This is a genomic window from Paraburkholderia sp. A1RI-2L (genome assembly GCF_048957375.1).
Classification (GTDB): domain Bacteria; phylum Pseudomonadota; class Gammaproteobacteria; order Burkholderiales; family Burkholderiaceae; genus Paraburkholderia.
In genome coordinates this window covers 854380-876214 of sequence record NZ_JARBTA010000002.1, presented here as the reverse complement: position 1 = coordinate 876214, position 21835 = coordinate 854380, and the positions used below count along the sequence as shown (strand labels likewise).

At 66.0% G+C, this 21835-nt stretch carries 19 protein-coding genes; 9 read left to right on the top strand and 10 right to left on the bottom strand.

Annotated features, from left to right (window positions below):
• Positions 1-9: 9 nt before the first annotated feature.
• Complete coding sequence (locus PWP93_RS18820; RefSeq protein WP_421045487.1) at positions 10-318, bottom strand: helix-turn-helix domain-containing protein; 309 nt, start codon at positions 316-318, stop codon at positions 10-12.
• 9 nt (positions 319-327) lie between these two features.
• On the bottom strand, positions 328-1869 hold the full coding sequence (locus PWP93_RS18815; RefSeq protein WP_421045486.1) for a PLP-dependent aminotransferase family protein: 1542 nt from the start codon (positions 1867-1869) through the stop codon (positions 328-330).
• A 173-nt stretch (positions 1870-2042) separates the two neighbouring features.
• Between PWP93_RS18815 and PWP93_RS18810 the strand changes: the two genes are divergently transcribed.
• Positions 2043-4358 (top strand): FdhF/YdeP family oxidoreductase, encoded by a 2316-nt coding sequence (locus PWP93_RS18810; RefSeq protein ID WP_421045485.1) that lies wholly within the window; start codon positions 2043-2045, stop codon positions 4356-4358.
• 22 nt (positions 4359-4380) lie between these two features.
• On the opposite strand, the gene PWP93_RS18805 is transcribed toward PWP93_RS18810, so the two are convergent.
• The 4 genes from PWP93_RS18805 to PWP93_RS18790 are packed head-to-tail and all read right to left on the bottom strand — an operon-like array spanning position 4381 to position 8451.
• Positions 4381-4746 carry a response regulator gene (locus tag PWP93_RS18805; RefSeq protein ID WP_035530102.1) on the bottom strand — a complete coding sequence of 122 codons (366 nt, stop codon included), beginning with the start codon at positions 4744-4746 and terminating at the stop codon, positions 4381-4383.
• Between the two features lie 53 nt (positions 4747-4799).
• Positions 4800-5336 (bottom strand): hypothetical protein, encoded by a 537-nt coding sequence (locus tag PWP93_RS18800; RefSeq protein ID WP_421026346.1) that lies wholly within the window; start codon positions 5334-5336, stop codon positions 4800-4802.
• Positions 5333-6079 carry a methyl-accepting chemotaxis protein gene (locus tag PWP93_RS18795; RefSeq protein WP_421045484.1) on the bottom strand — a complete coding sequence of 249 codons (747 nt, stop codon included), beginning with the start codon at positions 6077-6079 and terminating at the stop codon, positions 5333-5335. The genes PWP93_RS18800 and PWP93_RS18795 overlap by 4 nt, the downstream gene beginning before the upstream one ends.
• Positions 6080-6090: 11 nt before the next feature.
• Entirely contained in the window at positions 6091-8451 is a 2361-nt protein-coding gene (locus PWP93_RS18790) for a HAMP domain-containing protein (RefSeq protein WP_421045483.1), read from the bottom strand.
• A 204-nt stretch (positions 8452-8655) separates the two neighbouring features.
• Here PWP93_RS18790 and PWP93_RS18785 point away from each other — a divergent pair, with 204 nt between their 5' ends.
• Positions 8656-9483: a helix-turn-helix domain-containing protein gene (locus PWP93_RS18785; RefSeq protein WP_421045482.1), complete on the top strand. Its 828-nt coding sequence runs from the start codon at positions 8656-8658 to the stop codon at positions 9481-9483.
• A gap of 12 nt (positions 9484-9495) precedes the next feature.
• On the opposite strand, the gene PWP93_RS18780 is transcribed toward PWP93_RS18785, so the two are convergent.
• Entirely contained in the window at positions 9496-10083 is a 588-nt protein-coding gene (locus PWP93_RS18780) for a LysE family translocator (RefSeq protein ID WP_421026342.1), read from the bottom strand.
• A 428-nt stretch (positions 10084-10511) separates the two neighbouring features.
• Between PWP93_RS18780 and PWP93_RS18775 the strand changes: the two genes are divergently transcribed.
• Positions 10512-10793 carry a hypothetical protein gene (locus tag PWP93_RS18775; protein WP_421045481.1) on the top strand — a complete coding sequence of 94 codons (282 nt, stop codon included), beginning with the start codon at positions 10512-10514 and terminating at the stop codon, positions 10791-10793.
• 89 nt (positions 10794-10882) lie between these two features.
• Here the strand turns inward: PWP93_RS18775 and PWP93_RS18770 are convergent, their stop codons facing one another.
• The gene (locus tag PWP93_RS18770) at positions 10883-11458 is read right to left on the bottom strand and encodes a hypothetical protein (protein WP_421045480.1); all 576 of its coding nucleotides are present in this window, start codon (positions 11456-11458) and stop codon (positions 10883-10885) included.
• Here PWP93_RS18770 and PWP93_RS18765 point away from each other — a divergent pair.
• Together PWP93_RS18765 and PWP93_RS18760 are read left to right on the top strand one after the other, a co-directional pair.
• The gene (locus PWP93_RS18765) at positions 11417-12580 is read left to right on the top strand and encodes a hypothetical protein (RefSeq protein ID WP_421045479.1); all 1164 of its coding nucleotides are present in this window, start codon (positions 11417-11419) and stop codon (positions 12578-12580) included. The two genes, PWP93_RS18770 and PWP93_RS18765, sit on opposite strands and share 42 nt — an antisense overlap.
• 297 nt (positions 12581-12877) lie before the next feature.
• Positions 12878-14443, top strand: a complete 1566-nt coding sequence (locus tag PWP93_RS18760; protein WP_421045478.1) for a methyl-accepting chemotaxis protein — start codon at positions 12878-12880, stop codon at positions 14441-14443.
• A gap of 15 nt (positions 14444-14458) precedes the next feature.
• On the opposite strand, the gene PWP93_RS18755 is transcribed toward PWP93_RS18760, so the two are convergent.
• Entirely contained in the window at positions 14459-15997 is a 1539-nt protein-coding gene (locus PWP93_RS18755; RefSeq protein WP_421045477.1) for a transglycosylase SLT domain-containing protein, read from the bottom strand.
• 600 nt (positions 15998-16597) lie between these two features.
• Between PWP93_RS18755 and PWP93_RS18750 the strand changes: the two genes are divergently transcribed.
• From PWP93_RS18750 to PWP93_RS18735, 4 genes are all read left to right on the top strand, one after another.
• Positions 16598-16843 carry a hypothetical protein gene (locus tag PWP93_RS18750; protein ID WP_421026337.1) on the top strand — a complete coding sequence of 82 codons (246 nt, stop codon included), beginning with the start codon at positions 16598-16600 and terminating at the stop codon, positions 16841-16843.
• Positions 16844-17161: 318 nt separating this feature from the next.
• Positions 17162-18151 (top strand): DedA family protein/thiosulfate sulfurtransferase GlpE, encoded by a 990-nt coding sequence (locus PWP93_RS18745; protein WP_421045476.1) that lies wholly within the window; start codon positions 17162-17164, stop codon positions 18149-18151.
• A gap of 87 nt (positions 18152-18238) precedes the next feature.
• Entirely contained in the window at positions 18239-19990 is a 1752-nt protein-coding gene (locus PWP93_RS18740) for an FAD-dependent oxidoreductase (protein WP_421046115.1), read from the top strand.
• Positions 19983-21257 carry a winged helix-turn-helix domain-containing protein gene (locus tag PWP93_RS18735; RefSeq protein WP_421045475.1) on the top strand — a complete coding sequence of 425 codons (1275 nt, stop codon included), beginning with the start codon at positions 19983-19985 and terminating at the stop codon, positions 21255-21257. The genes PWP93_RS18740 and PWP93_RS18735 overlap by 8 nt, the downstream gene beginning before the upstream one ends.
• A gap of 34 nt (positions 21258-21291) precedes the next feature.
• On the opposite strand, the gene PWP93_RS18730 is transcribed toward PWP93_RS18735, so the two are convergent.
• Positions 21292-21567: a hypothetical protein gene (locus tag PWP93_RS18730; protein ID WP_421026334.1), complete on the bottom strand. Its 276-nt coding sequence runs from the start codon at positions 21565-21567 to the stop codon at positions 21292-21294.
• Positions 21568-21835 lie beyond the last annotated feature (268 nt).

Below are 21835 nucleotides of genomic sequence, written 5' to 3'. Positions count from 1 at the left end.
AGCCGCGCGTCACGGCGCAGCTGCGCCGAAGACTTCCGCGCAGAACGCGCGGCCGTCTTCGGAAAGGCTCGCGCTGCCGGTGCCGTCCTCGGCGAGCGTCGTCACGGCCAGGCCGCCGTCCACGAGGCCGGTGAGATGGCGGCGCAAACCGCTCATCGGCACGCCGGCCTGCTTCGAAAGCTTCGCGAGCGACCACGCGCGCCCGGGCGTTTCGCATTGCGCGCGCCACAGTTGCTCGAGGATGGCCACCAGCGCCGGATCGATCTCGTCGCCGCTGTCTTTATCGCCTTGTTCACGCTCGCCGCTTGCGTCGCTCATCGTGTCTCCTCATGCCATTCGCGCGACCAGCTCGCCGAGCGTCTTCAATGCCGCCTCGGTCTGCGCGGTCCACGGATAGCTGTAGTTCAGCCGAATGTAATGGTGAAAGTCATTGCGCATCGAAAACATGTAACCCGGCCCGATCGTGATGCCCTGCGCGAGCGCGGCGCGATACAGCCGCATCGAATCCACGCGCGGCGGCAGCTCGACCCACAGCACGTAGCCGCCCTGCGGGTCGGTGGTGCGCGTGCCGGCGGGAAAGAACCGCTCGATCATCGCACGCATGAGCCGCGCCTGCTCGCGATAGAAGCGGCGCAGCCGGCGCAGATGGCGGTCGTAGCCGTCGTGGCGCAGATAGTCGGCGAGCGCGACCTGCGGCACCGAGGGCGTCGTGAGCGTATTGAGGAACTTGAGCTTTTCCACCTGGGCACGATAGCGCCCCGGCAGCGCCCAGCCGATCCGGTAGGATGCCGAAAGACTTTTTGAAAACGACGCGCAATGCAGTACCAGCCCGCGCGAGTCGAACTGCTTGAGCGACGATGGCCGCGTCGGCCCGAAATACAGCTCCTGATACACGTCGTTCTCGATCACGGGCAGGTCGTGCGCCTCGGCCAGCGCCACGAGCCGCCGCAGGTTCGCCTCGGGCATGCGAAAGCCCAGCGGATTCTGGAAATTCGGCATCACCATGCACGCGGCCACCTTCTTGCGCGCGAGCACGCGCTCGAGCGCATCGAGGTCGATGCCGGTGTCGGGATGCGTGCTCACTTCGATCGCTCGCATGCCAAGGCGCTCGATCGCGTGCAGCATCGCGTAGTACGTGGGCGACTCGACCGCCACCGTGTCGCCCGGCTTCGCCACCGCCTGCAAGCTCAGGTTGATGGCCTCGGTCGCGCCCACCGTGACGACGATTTCGTCGGGATCCACGTCCGCGCCGTTTTCCGCGTAGCGGCGCGCGATCTGGCGGATCAGTTCGGGATTGCCGGGCGGCAGGTCGTCGATCAGGTTCCAGCTCGCGTGGCGCCGCGCGATCGCATTCGCGTACTGGTTGATGCGCCGCCACGGAAACAGCGCCGGGTCCGGATACGGCGAGCCGAGCGGCACCGCGTCCTGCGCGACGATGCTGCGCAGCGTGGCGAGCACGAGGCGGCTCACGTCGACCGGCGCGGGCGCGGCGTTGGGCGCGGGCTCCATCGGCACCTTCTCCGCGCCCGCGCGGCGCAGCTTCGCGCCCGGAGACGTTCCCTGAACAGTCTCTCGCGCGGTCCCATGAGCGGCCCCCTCGCCTGCGCGCGCAGGTGACCCATCGCGCGCCACAGGCCGCGCCTTCACGAAGAACCCCGACTGCGGCCGCGATTCGATCACGCCCCGACTCTCCAGCAACGCATAGGCGTGCACCACGGTCTTGATGCTCACGCCGTGTTGAACACTCGCGCGCCGCACCGAAGGAATGCGCTCGCCCGCGGCGAACACGCCACGGCGCACGCCGGCTTCGATATCGTCGGCGAGCTGTTCATAGCGGGGAACGGTGGCCGGGGCGGGCGTGGCAGTCACGGGCGGCAGTTGGCGCAAAGGTGGGCGATTCGGAGAGTCTATGACAAATCGCCGCAACTGTACCCCTTGCCTTTTCGTTTTTCTGTGATCACCGCGCACACAGGAACACAGTACGCTTCGCACATCGGGCTGTGCACCCGCACCGCCCCGGCCAGATCCGATCCAGACGCACCATGAAAAAGCCGCAAGCCCGCATCGAGCCCTACCACCATCCCGCCGCCGGCTGGGGTGCGCTCAAGCAAGTCGCCATCAACCTCATCAAGGAGAAGGTGACGGGCGGCAACTACCGGACCCTGCTCAAGCAGAACCAGCCCGACGGCTTCGACTGCCCCGGCTGCGCGTGGCCCGACCGCGAGCACGCCTCCACCTTCGAGTTCTGCGAGAACGGCGTGAAAGCCGTGGCCGCCGAAGCCACCAGCAAGCGCGCGACGCCGCAACTGTTCGCGGAGCACACCGTGACCGAGCTGATGGCGCAGTCCGACTACGAACTCGAACAGCATGGCCGCCTGACCGATCCGCTCGTCTACGACGCCAATACGGACCGCTATGTGCCGATCGCCTGGGACAATGCATTCCGGCTCATCGCGAAGCACCTCCACGCGCTCGACGACCCGAACCGCGCCGCCTTCTACACCTCGGGCCGCGCGAGCAACGAAGCCGCGTTCCTCTATCAGTTGTTCGTGCGCATGTACGGCACCAACAACTTCCCCGACTGCTCGAACATGTGCCACGAAGCCACCAGCCGCGGCCTGCCGGGCACGGTGGGCATCGGCAAGGGCACGGTCACGCTCGACGACTTCGAGCACGCCGACACGCTGCTGATCTTCGGCCAGAATCCGGCCACGAATCACCCGCGCATGCTGGGCGAGCTGCGCGACTGCGCGAAGCGCGGCGCCACCATCGTCTCGATCAACCCGCTCAAGGAGCGCGGCCTCGAGCGCTTCGCGAGCCCGCAGCACGCGCTCGACATGCTCTCGCCATCGGGCGTGCAGATCAGCTCGGTGTTCATCCGCCCACGCTTGGGCGGCGACTTCGCGCTCATCAAGGGCGTGGCCAAGCGCACGCTCGAACTCGACGACGCCGCGTGCGCAACCGGCACGGCGCGCGTGCTCGACGTGGATTTCCTGGCCGAACATACCGTGGGCTTCGAAGCCTTCGCAGCCGACTTGCGGGCCGAGTCGTGGGACGCCATCGTCACCGAATCGGGCGTGCCGCTCGACGAGGTGTTCAAGCTCGCGGACATCTACGCGAAAGGCCGCGCCACCATCGCGACCTGGGGCATGGGCATCACGCAGCACAAGAACTCGCTCGCGACCGTGCAGCTGCTCTCGAACCTCATGATGATGCGCGGGAACATCGGGCGGCGCGGCGCGGGCCTGTGCCCCGTGCGCGGCCATTCGAACGTGCAGGGCGACCGCACGGTGGGCATCGAGGAAAAGCCCACCCAGGCGTTTCTCGACCGCCTCGGCGCGGCCTACGATTTCGAGCCGCCGCGCGAGCACGGCTACGACGTGGTGGAAACGATCCAAGCGATGCTCGAAGGCCGCGTGAAGGTGTTCATCGGTTTGGGCGGCAACTTCTCGATCGCCACGCCCGATACGCCGCGCACGTGGGACGCGATGCGTTCGTGCGCGCTCACGGTGCACGTGACCACCAAGCTCAACCGCAGCCACCTCGTGCACGGCAAGGACGCGCTGATTCTGCCCACGCTCGGCCGCACCGAGATCGACATGCAAAACGGCGTGCCGCAAGGCGTGAGCGTCGAAGATTCGATGAGCATGGTGCACATCTCGTACGGCATGAACCGGCCCGCTTCGCAGAATCTCCTCTCGGAAATCGCCATCGTCGCGCGCATGGCGCACGCCACGCTCGGCAGCGAGAAAGTGGACTGGCTCGGCCTGGCCGCCGATTACTCGAAGATCCGCGACGGCATCGAAAAAGTCCTGGACGGCTTCGAGAACTACAACGAGCGCCTGAAGCAGGCCGGCGGCTTCCATCTGGGGGTGGCCTCGCGCGACCGCGTCTGGATGACCGAAAGCGGCAAGGCGCAGTTCGTGGTGCACGCGATTGCGCTCGACACGCCCATCCATCGCGCCCGCGCCGCGCACGGCCAGCAGTTGATGACGCTGATGACCACGCGCTCGCACGACCAGTACAACACCACGATCTATGGTCTCGACGACCGCTATCGCGGCGTCTACGGACAGCGCCGCGTGCTGTTCGCAAACCGCGAGGACCTGACGATGCTCGGCTTCGCGCCGGGTCAGCGCGTGGACATCACGAGCGTGTGGGACGACGGCGTGCAACGCCGCGTCGAAGACTTCCTGCTCGTGGAATACGACATTCCGCGCGGCTGCCTGGGCGCGTACTATCCGGAAACGAACCCGCTCGTGCCGCTTGCGTCGGTTGCCGATGGCGCGGGCACGCCGACTTCGAAGTCGATTCCGGTGTTGCTGAGCCCTGCAAAGGCGAGCGCACTCGCGGCGTGATTGCCGCTTGCCTCGCGCGGCTTCAGCCCGCCAGCTTGCGGAACGTCTCCAGCACCGCATCGCCCTTGAACGGCTTCACGATCCAGCCGCGCACGCCCGCCGCCTTGCCACGCTCCTTCATGGCCGGGCTGCTTTCGGTCGTCAGCATGACGACATTGACCGCGGCGTTGCCCAGTTCGCCGCGGATCTTCTCGACCATCGTCAGGCCGTCCATGTTCGGCATGTTCACGTCGCTCACCACGAGCTTCACGGCCGGATTCGCGCGCAGCTTGGCGAGGCCGTCCTTGCCGTCCACGGCCGTATCCACGTCCAGGCCGTTCTTGCGCAGGAAGCCCGCGACTTCGTCGCGCACCGTGCCCGAATCGTCCACCACCAGAATCTTCGCCATCTTGTTGTGTTCCTTTGCGCCCGAGCGGCGCGCTATGCATGAGGGTTCTTTCGTCAAAACAGTTCGAGTTCGCCGGCGTTCTCGTGCGCCGCGCTCAACTGGTCCTGGGCGGCCACGAAATCGAGAGGCGAATGGGCGCAGACGCACAGCGTCGCCCCCAACTGCACGGCGCCATCGATCGTAAGCGCGTAGGACTTCACGTAATCGGGCTTCAGCTCGCGCAGATGCTGCATGCACTGGCTGTCGAGCGCGTACGGCGTGGACATGCCGAGGTCCGGGAAATGCTCGAGCAGATGCTGATTCATCGCCCCGCAGCACAGATTGCCGAACTCCATGAACGCGTCCACCAGCGCGCCTTGCGCGCCGCCCAGATAATACGCGCGCGTTGCTTCGTCATCCTTGATATGCAGAAGCAGCAGCAGGCGAAACTGCATCGACGCAATCGTGAGCAGCACCGCATGCTCGCCCCGGGCATGCTCGTCCGGCGCCATTGCGATCTCGCACGCATGCAGGGGATCCGCCACGAGGCGCGTGCGCGCCGCCGCGAAGAAAATCTGCTCGAAGCTTTCCTGCGCCTGCGGGCCGATCATGCGGGCACCTCATCGGGCGCTTCCTGGAGCTCGGCGTGCAACTGTTGCGCAAGCGACTCCACGCTCGCAAGCGAGGCCGCGATCATCTTGCCGCCCGCCTGAATGTCCTGGAACGTCGCGGTCGTGACAAGGTCGTTGCGGTGCAGGCTCTCGCGGTAGTTCCTGGAAAGCTCCTGCGAACGCGTGGCAAGCGCGCGCACCTCGCCCGCGACGATCGAAAAGCCCCGCCCTGCCGCGCCCGCGCGCGCCGCCTCGATGGATGCGTTCAGCGAGACGATCAGCACATGGCTCACGATCGACGAGAGCACCTGATTCTTCTCGTGCATGTCGCGGTTCTGCGCCATCAGCGAGATCATTTGCTCGTGCCAGCGCTCGAAGACCGTCGACATCTGCTTCAGGCGGACGGTCTCCGCGGTGATGCGTTCGATGCGCTGCCGCGCTTCGGCGCTGCGCGCGCGTTCGCTCCCGAGCGCCGACTCCATCGCTTCGCTCACCCACTTGCGTTGCGCGAGGTCCGCACGCAGCGACTCGACCTGCGCGGCCAGCGCCTCATGCTCCTGCGCGGCGCTTTCCCGTGCCGCTCGCACGCGCGCCTCGGCCTGCGCAAGCGCGTCTTCATGCCGGGTGAACTGCAGTCTTTCGGCGTCGCGCCACTGCGCGCGCGCGCGCCAATGAAGTCCCGCCGCGCACAGCGCCGCCAACGCGAGGCCCGCGGCCCCGCCCATCAGATACGGTAAAAGCACGGTGCCTCCAGTTACGCCGGCAAGGCTTCGTGCGATGCGGCCGGCTCGCCCGCGTACACGACGGCGCATGCTCGCGGCAAATACACCAGCGTTTCGAAATGCCGATAATCGGCGCCTTGCCGGTTGTCGGTGAAGCGCAGCTCGATGCGTCCGCCCTCGCGCTCCAGAAAATTGCGGACCGCATCCATGCCCACGCCGCGCCCCGACACCTCGGTCACGCGATGCGCCGTGGAAAAGCCCGCACGGAAGATGAACGCCGCCACGGTCTCGTCGCTGACTGGCTCGTCGGCATCGAGCCAGCCGCGCTCCACGGCGACGGCACGAACACGCGCGAGCGCAAGACCCCGGCCATCGTCGGCGAGCACAATGCGCAGCACACCGTCCGCGACGCTCAACGCGACGTCGATGCGCCCCGCCTCGTCCTTGCCCTGCGCGCGGCGCTGCGCCGGCATCTCGATACCGTGATCGAGCGAATTGCGCAGCAAATGCGTGAAGACGTCGCTCACGGTGCCGACCGCATCGTTATGCAGCCTGTAGCCGCCATCGTCGATGCAGACATGCGGCGCAACCTTGCCCAGTTCCTGCGCCAGCGAAGGCAGCGATTCGAGTACGCCGGCGAGCGCTTGCTCCACGCTCTGCGTGCCGATGCGGCCCAGCACGCAGCGCAACGCCGTGCGCATGGCACGCAGCGAATCGAGGTCGTGTTCGTTCGCGCTGTCCAGCAGGCGCAAGCTTGCATCGATCTGCTCGCGCCCGAAGCCGCTCACAGCGCCCTTTCGGCCGCGCGCGCCCACACCGCGCCCGAGGCTCACTTCGTTGAGCGTCGCGTAATGGTCGACGGCCTCGCGCACGCGCTGCAGGTCGTCGATGAGCGCCTGCTGGTCCCAGGCGTGACTCGCAGCGTCGCGGCGCAGCGCGTCGTAACGCTGCTCCACTTCATGCACGACGCCCGTGAGATGCTGGAGGCTGTACGTGCGCGCGTTGCCCTTCACCGTGTGCATGTTGCGAAACAGCGCGGCCACCGCATCCATGTTGGCGCAATCGTGCTGGCGAATGATGCGCTCGTTCTCGTGGATAAAACCCTTCGAGCTCTCCACGAAGCGATGAAACTTCTCTTCGCTAACCGAAAGAATTTCGCCGATCATCTGCAAGCGGCGCTTCTGCTCGCCGGCCTGCGCCGCCAGTTCGCGCAACTCGGTGACGTCGCGCACGCACAGCATGAGGCGCACGACCACGTCGCGTTCGTCGGTGATCGCGGACCAGCTCAGGTCGAGCACCTTCTTGCGGCCATCGGGCATGGTGCGCGTGATTTCGTTCACGAGCAAATGCTGGTTGAACGCGAAATTCACGTCGTCCTCGCCAAGGCACGCATGCACGGCGGCGTCGATCTGAGCAAGCGTGTCGGCGTCGAGATCCGAGTGCGAGAACACGAGTTCCATGAGCGAGCGCCCCGCGATTTCGCGGGTTTCGAAAATCGCTTCGAGGTAGGCCGAGTACTCGTCGTGCACGCTGGCGCCTTCCACTACCGTAAGAATGCCCTGCTGCATGTTCTGCAACATCGCCTGAATGTCGGCGGTCTTGCGCTCGAGCTGCGCGGCGTTGTGCTGAATCTTCTCGATCATGCCGTTGAACGCGACGATCGAGCGGCCGATCTCGTCCATGCGTCCCACGGGCACGCGGCGCGTGAAATCCTGGCTCGATGCAATCTCGCTCATCATTTCCTGCATGCGCGAAAGCGGCCGCGTAATCTGCCGATACAACAGCGCGCCAATCAGCGTGAGCAGCAGCACCGCGCCGCCCGTGACGCCCGCAATGGCGCTCGTGGTGGTGTCGAGCATGCCGTTGAGCGTCTGGATGGCCGCGTCCTTCTGGCGGTTTTTCTCCACGCGCAGCGTGGTGACGATGCCTTCGAGCTCGTCGCGATACTGCGCAACGTTGGCGAAGAGATACGCCTGCGCGAGCTCGCCCTTGCCCGCGGCCTTCATGTTCGCCGTTTCTTCGATGGCGTTGAAGTAGTTCGCGAGGCTTTCGCGCGCCTGCGCGACGAGCCCGTCCTGCGCATGGCTTGCGGCGGCCTGGCGCTGCACGTCGAGCGCGGCGCCCAGCGCGGCCTTCTTTTTCTCGAGTTCGTCCTGCGCCAGTTGGGCAGTAGTCGCGTCGGGCGCGTAGACGAGCGTCATCGTCGCGAGTTGCACGTCTTTCACGAGCGAAACGAGATCGGCGGAAGCCAGCGCGCTGGGTACGACGCCCTGTGTGACCTGATGGACGTCGGTGGCGCTGCGGCGCGTCTGATAGACCGCGTAGCCGCCAATGGCGGACAACGCGACGAACATCAGCACGATGAGTAGCGTGATGCGGTGGCGAATGGTCATGTCGAAATCCCCGGGCCTTGCGCCGTGCCGGACGCGCTATGACTGCGCGACTCGTGGCACGTGAGGCCAATTTATTCGGAGGGCATTATCGGCGCTTATATATGACGAAATGATGAATGGACTTGCCGCCCGGCGACTCGCGCGCCCGCGCGGCTGCGTTAAGATGCGGAATCGACTCGCGCCGCATCGCCTCCGAGGCCCACCGTGCCACAACCGACCGACTCCACACCCATCTTCTGGCGCGACCCGGCCCTTCCGTTCATCGAAGTCCGCGCCATTGCCGACGGCCGCAAGCTGCGCTACGGCCGCCATGCGCACGACACGTTCTCGATCGGCGCGGTAACCGGCGGGCGCAGCACCTATCTGAATGGCAACACGCTCGAGCGCGTGCATGCTGGCGCCGTGGTCATCGTCAACCAGAACGTTGTGCACGCATGCAATCCTGCCGCCGACGAGGCATGGTCCTATCGCATGTTCCATCTCGACGTGGGCTGGCTCGCGAAGCTCCAGCATGCGCAGGGCTTCGGCACGCTGGCGCAATTCGTTCCGTTCGCGCAGACGCTCACGTGGCGCGCCGATCTGTTCGCAGGGCTCGATGCGCTCTACGGCGTGCTCGTGAATCCGCACGAAGACGCGCTGCGCAAGGAATGCGCCGTCACGCAGTACTTCACCGCGCTCCAGCAGGCGCTCAATCCCGCGCCGCCCGAAAGCACGCCGCGCGAGCCCAACCCGCGCCTCGCGCGTGCCGCCGAGTTCATCGACGGCAACTACACGCGCACGCTCAAGCTCGAAGACATCTGCACGGCGGCGAACTTGTCGCCTTCGTATTTGATCCGCGCGTTTCGCGAGCAATACGGCATGACACCGCACGCGTACGTGGTGAACCGGCGCATCGAGTTCTGCCGCGCGCAATTGCGGCGCGGCCATGCCATCGCCGACGTCGCCGCCGCCGCCGGCTTCGCCGATCAAGCCCACCTTCAGCGCGCCTTCCGCCAGTTCGTGGCGGCCACGCCGGGGCAATATCGCGGCTGATATCCGGGCCGTTCATTCGAGCAGCAGCCACAGCGCGCTCGCCGCGAGCAACAGCGCCATCGTGCGGTTCACGAAGCGCACGCGCGCCGGTTCGCGCAGCGCCTGTCGCAGCGACGCGCCAGCCCACGCCCAGCACGCAATCGACGCATAGCACACCACGAAGTAGATCGCTGCGAACTGCCACACGATAGCGTTCCCGCCCGAGGCCGCAAATGCGCCCATGCCGGCAACGCAGGCGAGCCACGCCTTCGGGTTGAGCCACTGCATCGCCGCGCCCGTCATGAGCGACGGGCCGCGCGCGGCGCCCGGCGCGTCGATGCGCCCATCGTCGATGGCGAGTTTGTACGCGACGTACAGCAGAAACGCCACGCCCGCCCATTCGATCGCGCGCGCGAGGAATGGCCACTGCGCAAGCAACTCGCGCAGGCCGAGTCCGATCAGCAACAACAGCAGCGCAAAGCCCACCGTCGCGCCGGTCACGTGGCGCAAGCTCGCGCGCAATCCGTAGCGCGCGCCCGCGCCCAGCGCGACGACATTGACGGGCCCAGGGGTGATCGACGTAGCCAGCGCGAAAGCGGCCATGGAAAGTGCAGTGCTCACGTTTCTCCTCGTTACGCCCAGCGGCGATGATTCACCGTCGAGCGTACGAGGCGCGCAAGCGCCTGTATTGAAGAAAATTGCCTCAATTGCGGGAGGGGTGACTTCAGGTGGTCATGGCGGCCCCGTCTCCCGGGCGCGCGCGGCAATGCGCTCACGCAGCAGGCGCGGCGGATAGATATCGTGGAAGCCCCTCATGCTTTCGCAGCAAAATCCAACGTCCGGTTTAATCGCTGTATCGGTAATGCCTTTGTCGGAAATCAATTGATCGCGAATATCCCGGCATCTTATGCGCCATGAATTGAACGATTAACCAATTTTAAGAATTTTCGTGTATCGAGCGAAAAGCAGCCCTCCCAGGATAGGCAATCACGGCGGCGCCAGTCGTAGTTCTCATCGCAGCGCCGTTCCATCCTGAGAGGCGCTGACAAATGAAAGACGCAGTAACCGGGCGCGGCGTCGCGCGCCTGGGCGACACCACAAACCACGGCGGCAATGTAATTGTGTCCGCAACGAACTTCGCGCACAACGACGTGTGCTTGGCCTTCATCGGCGACCAGACTGCTTGCGGCACGGACTATGTAGAACCCGATAGCAGCCATCCTGAGGCGCTCCGGAAGCTTCCACACGCCAACATCAAACACGCCTACGAAATTCTCACGCCCGAGCAACGCGCGCGCGATCCGTATGGAAATCCGGGAGCATCGAAATGACGAACCGGTTCGAACACACCGTCGCGCAACTCGACCGGGCCTCGTCAGCCCATCAGGACCAGTCAATTCCTCGCGTCTCGCGCACGGGCTCAGGTGCGGGCAAGCTGCGCGATACCAATGGCAGTAGCGGTCATCACCGCAGAGGCCAGCCCCGCACATGGGCCCGCGAAGAGATTGCGTTGCTGGGAACGATACCCGATGCGGAGGTCGCCGCACGCATCGGAACCAATGCGTCGACCGTGAACCGGAAGAGGCTGGAACTCGGCATTCCATCGGTACGGGATCGTTCGTCGCACGAATGGAGCGCCGCAGAGATCGCGCTGCTCGGCAAGCTTTGCGACAGCGAAGTGGCAAGGCGTATTGGCGTGACACCATCGGTTGTCGGAGCGAAGCGGCGCACGCTCCAGATCCAGTCCATTCGCGGCGAGACTCATCACCGCCTCGAGTGGACGCCGGAACAGGTCGCCCTGCTTGGCACGATGCCAGACGCCGAACTGGCAAGCCGCCTGGGCGTCTGCCTGCTTACCGTGTTCAACGCGCGAAAGAAGCGCGGCATTCCGGCGGCGCTCAGGCAACGTGGAAGGCTCGGCTGCACGGACGCGCAGCGCAGGCTGCTCGGGACGATGCCCGATGCGAGCGTTGCGCAGTTGCTGGGCGTCACGCATTCGACGGTGTGGTCGTGGCGGCGCGAGCTGGGTATTCCATCGTGGAAAAGGCAGAAGGGAGCCGATCAGGCAGGGCGAAGGACGCAAGCGAAACCGTTCAATCAACTCGTTGCGCAACTCTCCGATCAAGCGAGCGTCGCAGTTGATGTTTCCCACGCTCCAGGCGGCCGGCGATATGGACCGGGCGTTCGGGAGACGAGCAGGGATCGTCAATGGACACAGGACGAAATTGCGCTGCTCGGGACCATGACAGACGCTCAGGCCGCGAGGCGAATCGGCGGCATTTCCCCGGGCACCGTACAAAAGAAGCGGCAGTCCTTGGGCATTCCCCCCGCCACGCCCGCGCACCGTCCGTGGACGCCGGGGCAGATCGCCAGGCTCGGCGTGCTCTCGGATGCTGAACTGGCGCAGCTCGTGGGCCGTTCGACCCGGGCCGTCAACCACATGCGCAACAAGCTCGGTGTCCCCTCGGCGCGCGAGCAGGGCCACGTCGGCGCGCACATGTGGACGCGTGAACATCTCGCGATGCTGGGCACGCTGCCTGACCGCGAGGTTGGCGCATTGGTCGGTTTGAGCGCCTACACCGTCCGCCAGAAGCGGCGCAGTCTGCGTATCCCGGCCGCAAGGCCTCGCGATAGTTGGCGCAACGAAGATATCGCGCTGCTTGGCACGATGCCCGATGCCGATGTAGCACAGCAGCTTGGTGTAAAGCCGCATGTGGTCACCCGCAAGCGTCACGTGCTGGGCATCGCTTCGACACGCCCGCAGCATGTGTGGACCGATGAACAGATCGCCCTGCTCGGCACGATGCCTGATGCTGAAATAGCGAAGCGTCTGGGTCTGTCGAATACCGCCGTACACAAGAAGCGCAATCAACTCGGCATTGCACGCGCGCACCACGCATGGGCTGACGATGAACTCCTCCTGCTTGGCACCATGTCCGACGCGAGCGTCGCCAGGCTCGTCGGCGTCTGTATCAAATCGGTCAATAACCTGCGGCGCAGGCTTGGAATACCTTCGGCAAAGGCCAAAGGCATCAAGAGGAAATCGCAGGCGGTACGCCGCGCCAAATCAGACAAGATGGCAGCGCCGGTCCAGCGGCCCATGAAGCTAGCGGCATGACCGGCGAGCCTGCGCGGGGATCCAGGGCGCGCCGGCATGAGCCGGCCAATTGATCGGGGCGCTGATCGATGACGGCGATCCGGGGCTGTGCGGCGGCAGCGGAAGAACGGCTGGGGATGGCTGGAGAACGGCCGGATGAAACATTGAAGACACTGTCGCGGGGCCAGCTTCGGGATTGAATGCCGATCAAGCAAGCCCAATCCCCTAAAGATCGTAGGGGAAATGCCGTTAATCCTTGCATGTTGTCGGGCCATGAGTGGCCCTATTGCAAGGACCGCAAGAATCGCAAGGAACCCCATGCGCAACAACCAGCCCATCACGCAGCAGGAATTCGACTATCCCGCTTCGCAGATGCTCGTCTCGGCCACCGATCTCAAGGGCCGCATTCAGTATTGCAATCCCGCGTTCGTCTCGGTTTCCGGGTTCGCGAAGGAAGAATTGATCGGCAAGGCGCACAACGTCATCCGCCATCCCGACATGCCGCCCGAAGCGTTCGCGGACATGTGGCAGACCATCCGCTCCGGCCATCCCTGGACCGCGCTCGTGAAGAACCGCCGCAGGAACGGCGACCACTACTGGGTGCGCGCGAACGTGACGCCGGTCTCCGAGCAGGGCGCGGTGGTGGGTTATCTGAGCGTGCGCGTGAAGCCCAGCCGCGACGAGATCCGCGACGCCGAAGCACTCTACGCAAACATGCGCGAAGGACGTTTGCGTGGCGTGCGCCTGCGTCGCGGCGCGCTCGTGCGCACTGGCGTCCTCGGCGCGGCGCAATCGATCATGCGCCTGCCCGTGGCCACGCGCGTCGCCGCCGGCTATGCGCTCGTGCCCACCGCACTCGCCGCTGCGGGCTTCGGCGCCTGGCGAGGGCTGCCGCCCACGCCGTTCTGGTGCGCGTTCGGCGCGGCGGCGATATGCAGCCTCGCGGCCTGGCGGCTCGCCACGCGCCAGCTCGGTGGCCCGCTCGCGCAGATGTCGATGGCGTCCACGCGCATGGCGGCGGGCGACCTCACCGCCACGCTCGCGATTGCGTCGAAGGACGATCTCGGCAGCGTGCTTCAGGCGCTCAATCAACTGCAGGCCAATCTCACCGCCATCGTGTTCGACGTGCGCGCGCAGATTGCCGGCATGCTCGACGCCGCGCACGAAATCTCCTCCGGCAACCTCGACCTCTCGCGCCGCACCGAGCTGCAGGCCGCCTCGGTCGAAGAAACCGCCGCGACCATGGACCAGCTCACCACCACCGTGCAGGCCAACGCCGAGGCAAGCGCACGCGCACTCGATCTTGTGCGCGAGGCGCAGTCGGCCGCTGCCCAGGGCGGCTCGATCGCGAGCCGCATGGAGCACACGATGGCCGGCATCACCGATGCCTCGCAGCGCATCGCCGACATCACCGGCGTGATCGACGGCATCGCGTTCCAAACCAACATCCTCGCGCTCAATGCGGCCGTGGAGGCCGCGCGCGCGGGCGAGGCGGGCCGCTCGTTCGCTGTGGTCGCGGGCGAGGTGCGCATGCTCGCGCAGCGCTGCGCGGCCTCCGCGAAGGAAATCAAGCAGGTCGTGGACGCGAGCGTAAGCGAGATTGCCCAGGGCACGGAGCTGGTCGGCCACACGACCGCGCAAATGCGCGCCATCGACGAGGCCGTGAGCCGTGTCTCGGCCATCATCGTCGAGGTCGCCAACGCGAGCGGCGAGCAGGCCGAGGGCATTCATCAGGTTAACCAGGCGGTCGCGCATCTGGACAGCGCCACCCAGCAGAACGCCGCGCTCGTCGAGCAGGCGGCGGCCACGGCGCAGCGGCTCGCCGAGCAAGCCGACGTGCTCGACGAAGCCGTGCGTCTGTTTACGGTCGCGGGGACGCGATGAGAAAACCGCAGCCCGTCAGGATCCTTTCTGCATGCTCTCGACGGCCTTGTTGCGGACCTGCTGGGCATCGGTGATCAGCTTGTACGCGGCGTAGTACTTGTAGATGTTGCGCACGTAAGTCGTCGTTTCGATCCCGATCTTGTCCGCCACGACGATCTCCACGTTGTTGAACCACTTGTTCGGGTCGAGGCCGCGCTGCACGGCGAGCTTGCGCATCTTCGCAATGTTCCCCGGTCCCGCGTTGTAGCTCGCGAACGCGAACAGCGTGCGGTCGCTGCCGCTGAAATGCGCGTCCGGGAAATACTTCGCCATCAGCTCATTCATGTATTTCGCGCCGGCATGAATATTCGCGTCGGCAACCGAGATGCTGCCTACGCCCATCTGCTTTCCGGTCGCCGGCATCAACTGCATGATGCCGATCGCGCCCACATGGCTGCGCGCCTTCTGATTCAATTGCGATTCCTGGAACCCTTGCGCCGCAAGCATCAGCGGATCGAATTCGTATTGCGCACCGTACTTCTCGAACAGCGCGAGCGTCTGCTTGAATCGTTGCTGCTCGGCGTCGCCGCCGTTGTTGCGGATCTGCTTGATGCGTTTCATGTACTGCGCGAGGCGGTATTCGACCACGCTTTGCTTCTTCACGTAGCCCACATAGAAGTCGTTCAGCACCGCCTGCAATTGCGGGCTGTTCTTGCGGATCGCCCAGCCCGTGTAGCCCTCTCCGCTCACGGCGAGGTCGTCGCGCACCTTGATCTGCGGTAGCACCTGAGCCCACATACGCGCCTTCCAGTCGTCGACCACGATGATGGGCAGCAAGCCCGCGTTCACCATTTCCATGGCGTCTTCGTCTTCGAGCGCGTCGGGCAGCGGCATAATGCGGATCGGCGGCTTGCCCGCCTTGCGCAAGCGCTCGCTCAATTGGGTCAGGCTGCCGAAGTAGCTCGACGACTTGCGCACATAGACCTGCTTGCCGGAGAGGTCGTCCACTGACGCCAGCGCCGGCGCCCTGGGTCCCGTCACGACGAGTTCACGCATCGGCTTGCGGTCGCGGGGAGCGACGAAATCGACGCTCTTGAGGCGTTCGTTCGTGGCGGTCAGATTGCCCGCCGAAATATCGCCGAGACCGGCGTTCAGGTTCGTGAGCAACCGGTCGCGCGTGGTCGGGATCAGGTACACGGTCAGCGGCCGTTTCGCGAGCTGGGCCGCGTACTGGCGGTTGATATAGCGTTCGAAGTCGCGTGCGAGCTCGGCCGCGAGCCCGCGCTCGTGGCCCTTGTCGACGAAATAGAGCGTGCGGCTGTACGGCACGAGGAAGCGGATCATCCGCCGGTTCAGCATCTCGTCGAAGTCGCCGGTCCAGGGCTTGTTGGCGAGACTGAGCTTGCGCAGATCGCCCGCCGGCGCCGATGCTGCCGAAGCCGCTGCGGGGGACGCGGGCGCCGGCACCGATGCCGGCGCGGCGGTGGCGGGCGGGGCGGCCAACGCGCCACCCGGCAGCGCACACACGAGCCATACGAACGTCGAAGCGATCAGAGCGCGCTTGAAGATCTTCACGGCAGCCTCCCCATGGCTACACGGCGGCACGCCTCGCGCTGCCCCGTGACGGACGGTACGCGTTACACCGCTGGTGTATGGCACCCATAATAGTTTATGCCTAAACCCGAGCATGGACTGCTTGTCTGGAGCCATCGACGCAAGCGTTTCGTAATCTCATTGCTTGCTGTGATTAAGCTGATAGATCGGCATAAATCCCATCTCGACGGCACCCGCGCGAAGCCGCACTATAGACCCCGTCAGCGCCCAGGACCTGGGTACTGATCCGAGTAACAACGGCGTTTCAACGGCTCACCTGGCCTCTACCAGGTGAGCCGTTTTTTCTTGCCCGAATGGTTGCGGGAACGATCATCAGCCGGAAAGCCCGTAAAGCCGGTTTGCTTCATGCCCATGACAACGGATCATGCGGCAACACACGGCGCATGCACCGTTGCACAGCGCGCAAAAATCCGCATGCGGGCACGCGTGCGGGCCTGGACTCGCGTTACACTCACTGGCCGGGGGGTACGGCGGCCTGCTGTGTGCGCCCGCGCTCACTACGATGAGACGCCACGCAACCGACCCCGTACAATGGCTCGACCACACACGAGGACAACATCAATGCGCATGACTGGGTCTTCCGGAAACATGACCCTGCTCACCGAGCATGACGACTCGACCGGGCGCGAGACGCGCTCGTTGCGTCTCGAATCGGCGCCCGACGGCAAGAGCCTTTTGCTGATCGAAGTCGACGAACGCAAGCCGGGCGTCCATCGCGAAGTGCGTTATGAAATCACGCCTGCGGAACTGATCGCGGCCATCCGCGCGCAGGGCGCCGAGCTTCCAGGGGAATCACACAGCCGGTAATTCACGGCCGCTAGCCGGCCTCCATGCCGGCAGCCATTGAGCGAAGACGCCATCGCGGCGCCTTCGCTGGCGCACGCGCGTTCGCGCTGCGCGTCTTGCGCCACGCATCTTCACTATGCGCTTCATTCGCTTCGCCGCCCGCGCGGCAAGCTGCCCTCCCGCAATCCCCGCCGCGCCCATGTCCACGGGCAACAAATTCGCATTGGGCGTATGCTTTGGACCTTGCTTGCACGCTGTCGAAATGCGTCCATAATCGAAACGTTATTCTTCCAGTTCGCGCCCCTCCGTGCGGCGCTCCCGGGACAAGGAAGCCAGTCGATGCTACATGACCTCATCGCGCAGTACGGGCCTGCGCTCGTGTTCCTGAACGTGCTGGCCGGATCGCTCGGCCTGCCCGTGCCCGCGATGCCGGCGCTCGTGCTGTTCGGCGCCATGGCCGCCATGCATCCCGGGTCGATCGGCCAGCAGGTTGCGCCGGTGCTCGGGCTGTCCATCGTCGCCACGCTCATCGGCGACAGTGTCTGGTTTCTCGCCGGCCGGCTCTACGGCGGCAACACGCTCAAGACGCTCTGCAAGCTCTCGCTCTCGCGCGACACCTGCGTGAAGAAGACCGAGCGCTTCTTCGGCCGCTGGGGCGTGCGCGTGCTCGCCATCGCCAAGTTCGTGCCGGGCCTGTCGATCGTCTCCGTGCCGATGGCCGGCGCAATGGGCACGCCCTACCGCCAGTTCGTGGGCTTCGACGGCATTGGCGCGGCGCTCTGGTCGGGCACCGGTCTCCTGATCGGCGTGCTGTTCGCCCCGCAAATCGACATGCTGTTCGCGGGTGCGAGCCGCCTCGGCCGTCTCACCGCGGTGGTGATCCTCGTGCTGTTGCTGCTGTACGCGGCGTATCGGTGGCAGCGCCGCCGCCAGCTCATCAAGAAGCTCGCGAACGCGCGCATCACCGTGGACGACCTCTATCGCGCGATGACCAACCAGCCGCCGCCCGTGATCTTCGACATCCGCTCGGCGGAAAAGCGCAAGCTCGATCCGTTCATCATCCCGGGCTCGCTGTTCGCCGACGAACGCCAGCTCAAGGAGATCATCCAGAAGTATCCGCGCGATCAGAAGCTCGTGATTTACTGCTCGTGCCCCAACGAGATCTCGGCGGCATGGATGGCCAAGCAGCTTGCCGAGGCTGGTTTCGTCGACGTGCTGCCGCTGCTCGGCGGCCTCGACGCCTGGCGCGATGCGGGCCGCACGCTCGAACCGCTGCAGGTCATGGAACATCCCGAGGTGCCGGTCAACATCACGCCGAAACCTGTTTGAGCCGCGCAGATCCACGCGGCGTCCTCGCGCCGCCGCGCGCATGAGGAGAACCGCCTGATGGGCGCTATTGCAACCGACGCATCCGCGATGCCTCTGCGCGAGGCCTCGAACTCCACGTTTTCCGATACGCAGCCGCAACCCGCCGAGGCGCCCTTCTCGACGCTCTCCACGCGGCGCCACCAGATGTTCCCCATCCTCTTCGACGAGGAGATCGCGCGGCTCTCGCGCTTCGGCGAGCGGCGTCGCTGGGCGCCGGGCGAGTTGCTGTTCCAGACCGGCACGACCGGCCCAGGCATGTTCGTGCTACTGTCCGGCCACGTGAAGGTGTTGCAGCGCGATGGGCTTGGACGCGAGCGGATCATCAACGAGCATGGGGCCGGCAGCTTCCTCGCCGAAGTGGGCCAGCTCTCCGGCGGTCCGTCGCTGGTGGACGGCCTGGCGCTCGAGCCTGTCGAGGCGCTGCTGATTGCTCCCGAGCGCTTGCGCGCGGCCATCGTCGCCGAAGCCGAGCTCGGCGAGCGCATCGTGCGGGCGCTGATCCTGCGGCGCGTCGCGCTGATCGAGAAAGGCGCGGGCGGCCCGATTCTGGTCGGCAAGCACGACGACCCCAGCATGCTCTCGCTTCAGGGCTTTCTCTCGCGCAACGGCCATCCGTACTCGGTGTTCGACGAGCGCGACGAAAGCAGCATGCTCTGCGTGATCGAGCGCTTCGCGGCGCGCGCCGAGGACCTGCCGCTCGTGATCTGCCCCGACGGCACGGTGCTGCGCCATCCCACCTCGCCCGAGCTCGCCACCTGCCTCGGCCTGCTGCCCGACCTCGACGGCGAGCGCGTCTACGACGTGGCCGTGGTGGGCGCCGGCCCGGCGGGCCTCGCGACCGCGGTGTACGCGGCCTCCGAAGGCCTTTCGGTGATCGTGCTCGACGCGCGCGCGCCCGGCGGCCAGGCGGGCGCCAGCTCGCGCATCGAGAACTACCTCGGCTTTCCCACCGGCATCTCGGGCCAGGCGCTCGCGGGCCGCGCGTTCGTGCAGGCGCAGAAGTTCGGCGCCCATGTGGCCATCCCGGTCATGGTGCGCAAGCTCTATTGCAACGAAGTGCCGCGCCGCCTCGAAACCTGCAGCGGCAACGTGCGTGCGCGCACCGTCGTGATCGCGAGCGGCGCGAAGTACCGGCAGCCCGCGATCGACGGGCTCGACCGCTACACGGGGCGCGGCGTCTATTACTGGGCCTCGCCGGTCGAGGCGAAGCTCTGCAAGCACGAGAACGTCGTGCTGGTGGGCGGCGGCAACTCGGCGGGCCAGGCGATCGTCTATCTGTCCTCGCACGCGCGCCATCTCGACGTGCTGATCCGCAAGTCCGGCTTCGAATCGACGATGTCGCGCTATCTGATCGACCGCATCGCCTCGCTGCCCAACGTCACCGTGCATCCATCGTGCGAGGTCGGCGCGCTGGAGAACGACGAGGCGGGGCTCGCGGCCATCCGCCTGAAAGCGCCGTGCCCTGTGTCGGGCGCGGAGCGCTTCGACGCACGCCATCTGTTCCTCTTCACGGGCGCGGACCCCAACACCGGCTGGCTGCACGCATGCGGCGTGGCGCTCGACATGAACGGTTTCGTGCTCACCGGCGCCAACGACACCTCGTGCAGCCTCGCCACCTCGGTCGACGGCATCTACGCGATCGGCGATGCGCGCGCCGGCTCGACCAAGCGCGTTGCGGCGGCGGTGGGCGAAGGCGCCGCCGTGGTCGCGCAGATTCACCAGTGGCTGAGCGAAGCCAGCGTGCCGCGCGCGACCGTGACGCCCGCGGCCATGGCCGCGATGGCGGGCCTGCATGCGTGACGAGGCGGCGCTCGACATCGCAGCCGAGGCCAGCGCGCAACCATCTCGCACCACCGTGACGCTGCCGCTCGCCGCGGCGCGCACGCTCCATCTCGCGGCCCAAGGGCTGCTCGCGCCGCCGCGCCGCAAGGCCACCGCGGACGACGTGCTCGCCGCCATCCGCCGCATGGCGCAACTGCAAATCGACACGATTCACGTGGTCGCGCGCAGTCCGTATTTCGTGCTGTTCAGCCGCATCGGCGCTTACGACACGCGCTGGCTCGACGCGCATCTCGCCGAAGGCCGGCTCTTCGAATACTGGTCCCACGAGGCCTGCTTCGTGCCGATCGAGGACTACGGCCTGCTGCGCCATCGCATGCTCGACCCGTCGGGCATGGGCTGGAAATATCCGGCTGAATGGCATGCGAAGCATCGCCGCGAGATCGATGCGCTGCTCGAACGCATCCGCGCGAACGGTCCCGTGCGCTCTGCCGACTTCGCGAGAGAAAAAGGAGAAAAAGGCAGCGGCTGGTGGGACTGGAAGCCCGAGAAGCGCCACCTGGAGGTGCTGTTCGCGACCGGCGCGCTGATGGTGGCCAAGCGCCGTAATTTTCAGCGCGTCTACGACGTGACCGAGCGCGTGCTGCCCGACTGGAGCGACGCGCGCGATCTGCCCGCGCGCGCCGACGCCGAGCGCACGCTGCTGCTGCGCACATGCCAGGCGCTGGGCGTGATCCGCACCGACTGGGCCGCCGACTACTACCGCCTGCCGCGCCGCCCGTATGCCGAGGCGCTGCACGCGCTCGCCGACGCGGGCGAACTCGTGCCCGTGCGCGTGGAAGACTGGAAGCACGATGCGTTCGTGCATCGCGATTTCGCGCCGCTCATCGACGACGCCGCGAGCGGCGCGCTGGCCTCGACGGCCACCACGCTGCTCTCGCCTTTCGATCCGGTCGTATGGGAGCGCAAGCGCGCGACGGCGTTATTCAGCTTCGATTACGCAATCGAATGCTATCTGCCCGCGCACAAGCGCAAATACGGTTACTTCGTACTGCCTATCTTGAGCCGCGGTAAACTGATCGGCCGCGCCGATGCGAAGGCGCATCGCGCCCAGGCGGTATTCGAGTTGAAGTCGCTGCATCTGGAGCCGGGCGTGCGCGTGAGCGGCCGTCTCGTGAGCGATCTGCGGCGCGCGCTGCAACGTTGCGCGGACTGGCACGGCACGCCGGCATTGCGGATCGGCGAGGCGCCGCACGGGCTGGCCGCCGCGTTGCTCGCCGAACCTTGAATCTTGAAACCTCAAAGCGAAGCGCCTGGGTTACTCAGCGCTCCAGCTTCACGCGCAGCTCGCGCGCCGCTTCAAGCAAGCCTTCATAGCCCGAGCGTGCATGTTCGGGCAGGTCAGGGTCGCCCACCAGCGCGCCCAGCGTCTCGATCAGGCTGAAGAGGAGGCCCTTGGCCGCGCCCCTCGCGATGCTGCCGCTCTTCACCCCTTCGTCGACGTGCGACAACGCCGCGTTGAGATTCTCCAGATCGTGCTTCTGCGCGTCGCCGCCTGCCGCTTGAGCGTCATCCTTTTGCGTGTCGTCGCTCGTCATGATGAACCGTTTCCCCTTGCTGGTACTTCGTGGAAAAAAAATCCCGCACTGCTGTTATATACCCATCGCAAGCAGTCGTCCATTGGCCGCCGCCGGGGTTGCCTGGCGGCCTGGCAGCGCCCCGGGCGGGTCCCGAATCTTCTCACCTTTGTGCCCATCCTGCCGGTGCGTGCGCCGCTCACGCTTGCCAAGGCTCATGGCGAGCGTCAAGAAAAGCCCTGAAAACAAGCGCCGGTTCGATCGCTTCCCGGCAAGTTTCCTGGCAAGC

Excerpts from the sequence above, each read along its gene's own strand:
- PWP93_RS18765 (WP_421045479.1), top strand. The coding sequence starts at position 11,417 with ATGCCCGATGCGAGCGTTGCGCAGTTGCTGGGCGTCACGCATTCGACG.
- PWP93_RS18740 (WP_421046115.1), top strand. The coding sequence starts at position 18,239 with ATGCCTCTGCGCGAGGCCTCGAACTCCACGTTTTCCGATACGCAGCCG.
- PWP93_RS18805 (WP_035530102.1), bottom strand. The coding sequence starts at position 4,746 with ATGGCGAAGATTCTGGTGGTGGACGATTCGGGCACGGTGCGCGACGAA.
- PWP93_RS18775 (WP_421045481.1), top strand. The coding sequence starts at position 10,512 with ATGAAAGACGCAGTAACCGGGCGCGGCGTCGCGCGCCTGGGCGACACC.
- PWP93_RS18745 (WP_421045476.1), top strand. The coding sequence starts at position 17,162 with ATGCTACATGACCTCATCGCGCAGTACGGGCCTGCGCTCGTGTTCCTG.
- PWP93_RS18810 (WP_421045485.1), top strand. The coding sequence starts at position 2,043 with ATGAAAAAGCCGCAAGCCCGCATCGAGCCCTACCACCATCCCGCCGCC.
- PWP93_RS18735 (WP_421045475.1), top strand. The coding sequence starts at position 19,983 with ATGCGTGACGAGGCGGCGCTCGACATCGCAGCCGAGGCCAGCGCGCAA.
- PWP93_RS18770 (WP_421045480.1), bottom strand. The coding sequence starts at position 11,458 with ATGCGTGACGCCCAGCAACTGCGCAACGCTCGCATCGGGCATCGTCCC.
- PWP93_RS18760 (WP_421045478.1), top strand. The coding sequence starts at position 12,878 with ATGCGCAACAACCAGCCCATCACGCAGCAGGAATTCGACTATCCCGCT.
- PWP93_RS18790 (WP_421045483.1), bottom strand. The coding sequence starts at position 8,451 with ATGACCATTCGCCACCGCATCACGCTACTCATCGTGCTGATGTTCGTC.
- PWP93_RS18800 (WP_421026346.1), bottom strand. The coding sequence starts at position 5,336 with ATGATCGGCCCGCAGGCGCAGGAAAGCTTCGAGCAGATTTTCTTCGCG.
- PWP93_RS18820 (WP_421045487.1), bottom strand. The coding sequence starts at position 318 with ATGAGCGACGCAAGCGGCGAGCGTGAACAAGGCGATAAAGACAGCGGC.
- PWP93_RS18730 (WP_421026334.1), bottom strand. The coding sequence starts at position 21,567 with ATGACGAGCGACGACACGCAAAAGGATGACGCTCAAGCGGCAGGCGGC.
- PWP93_RS18750 (WP_421026337.1), top strand. The coding sequence starts at position 16,598 with ATGCGCATGACTGGGTCTTCCGGAAACATGACCCTGCTCACCGAGCAT.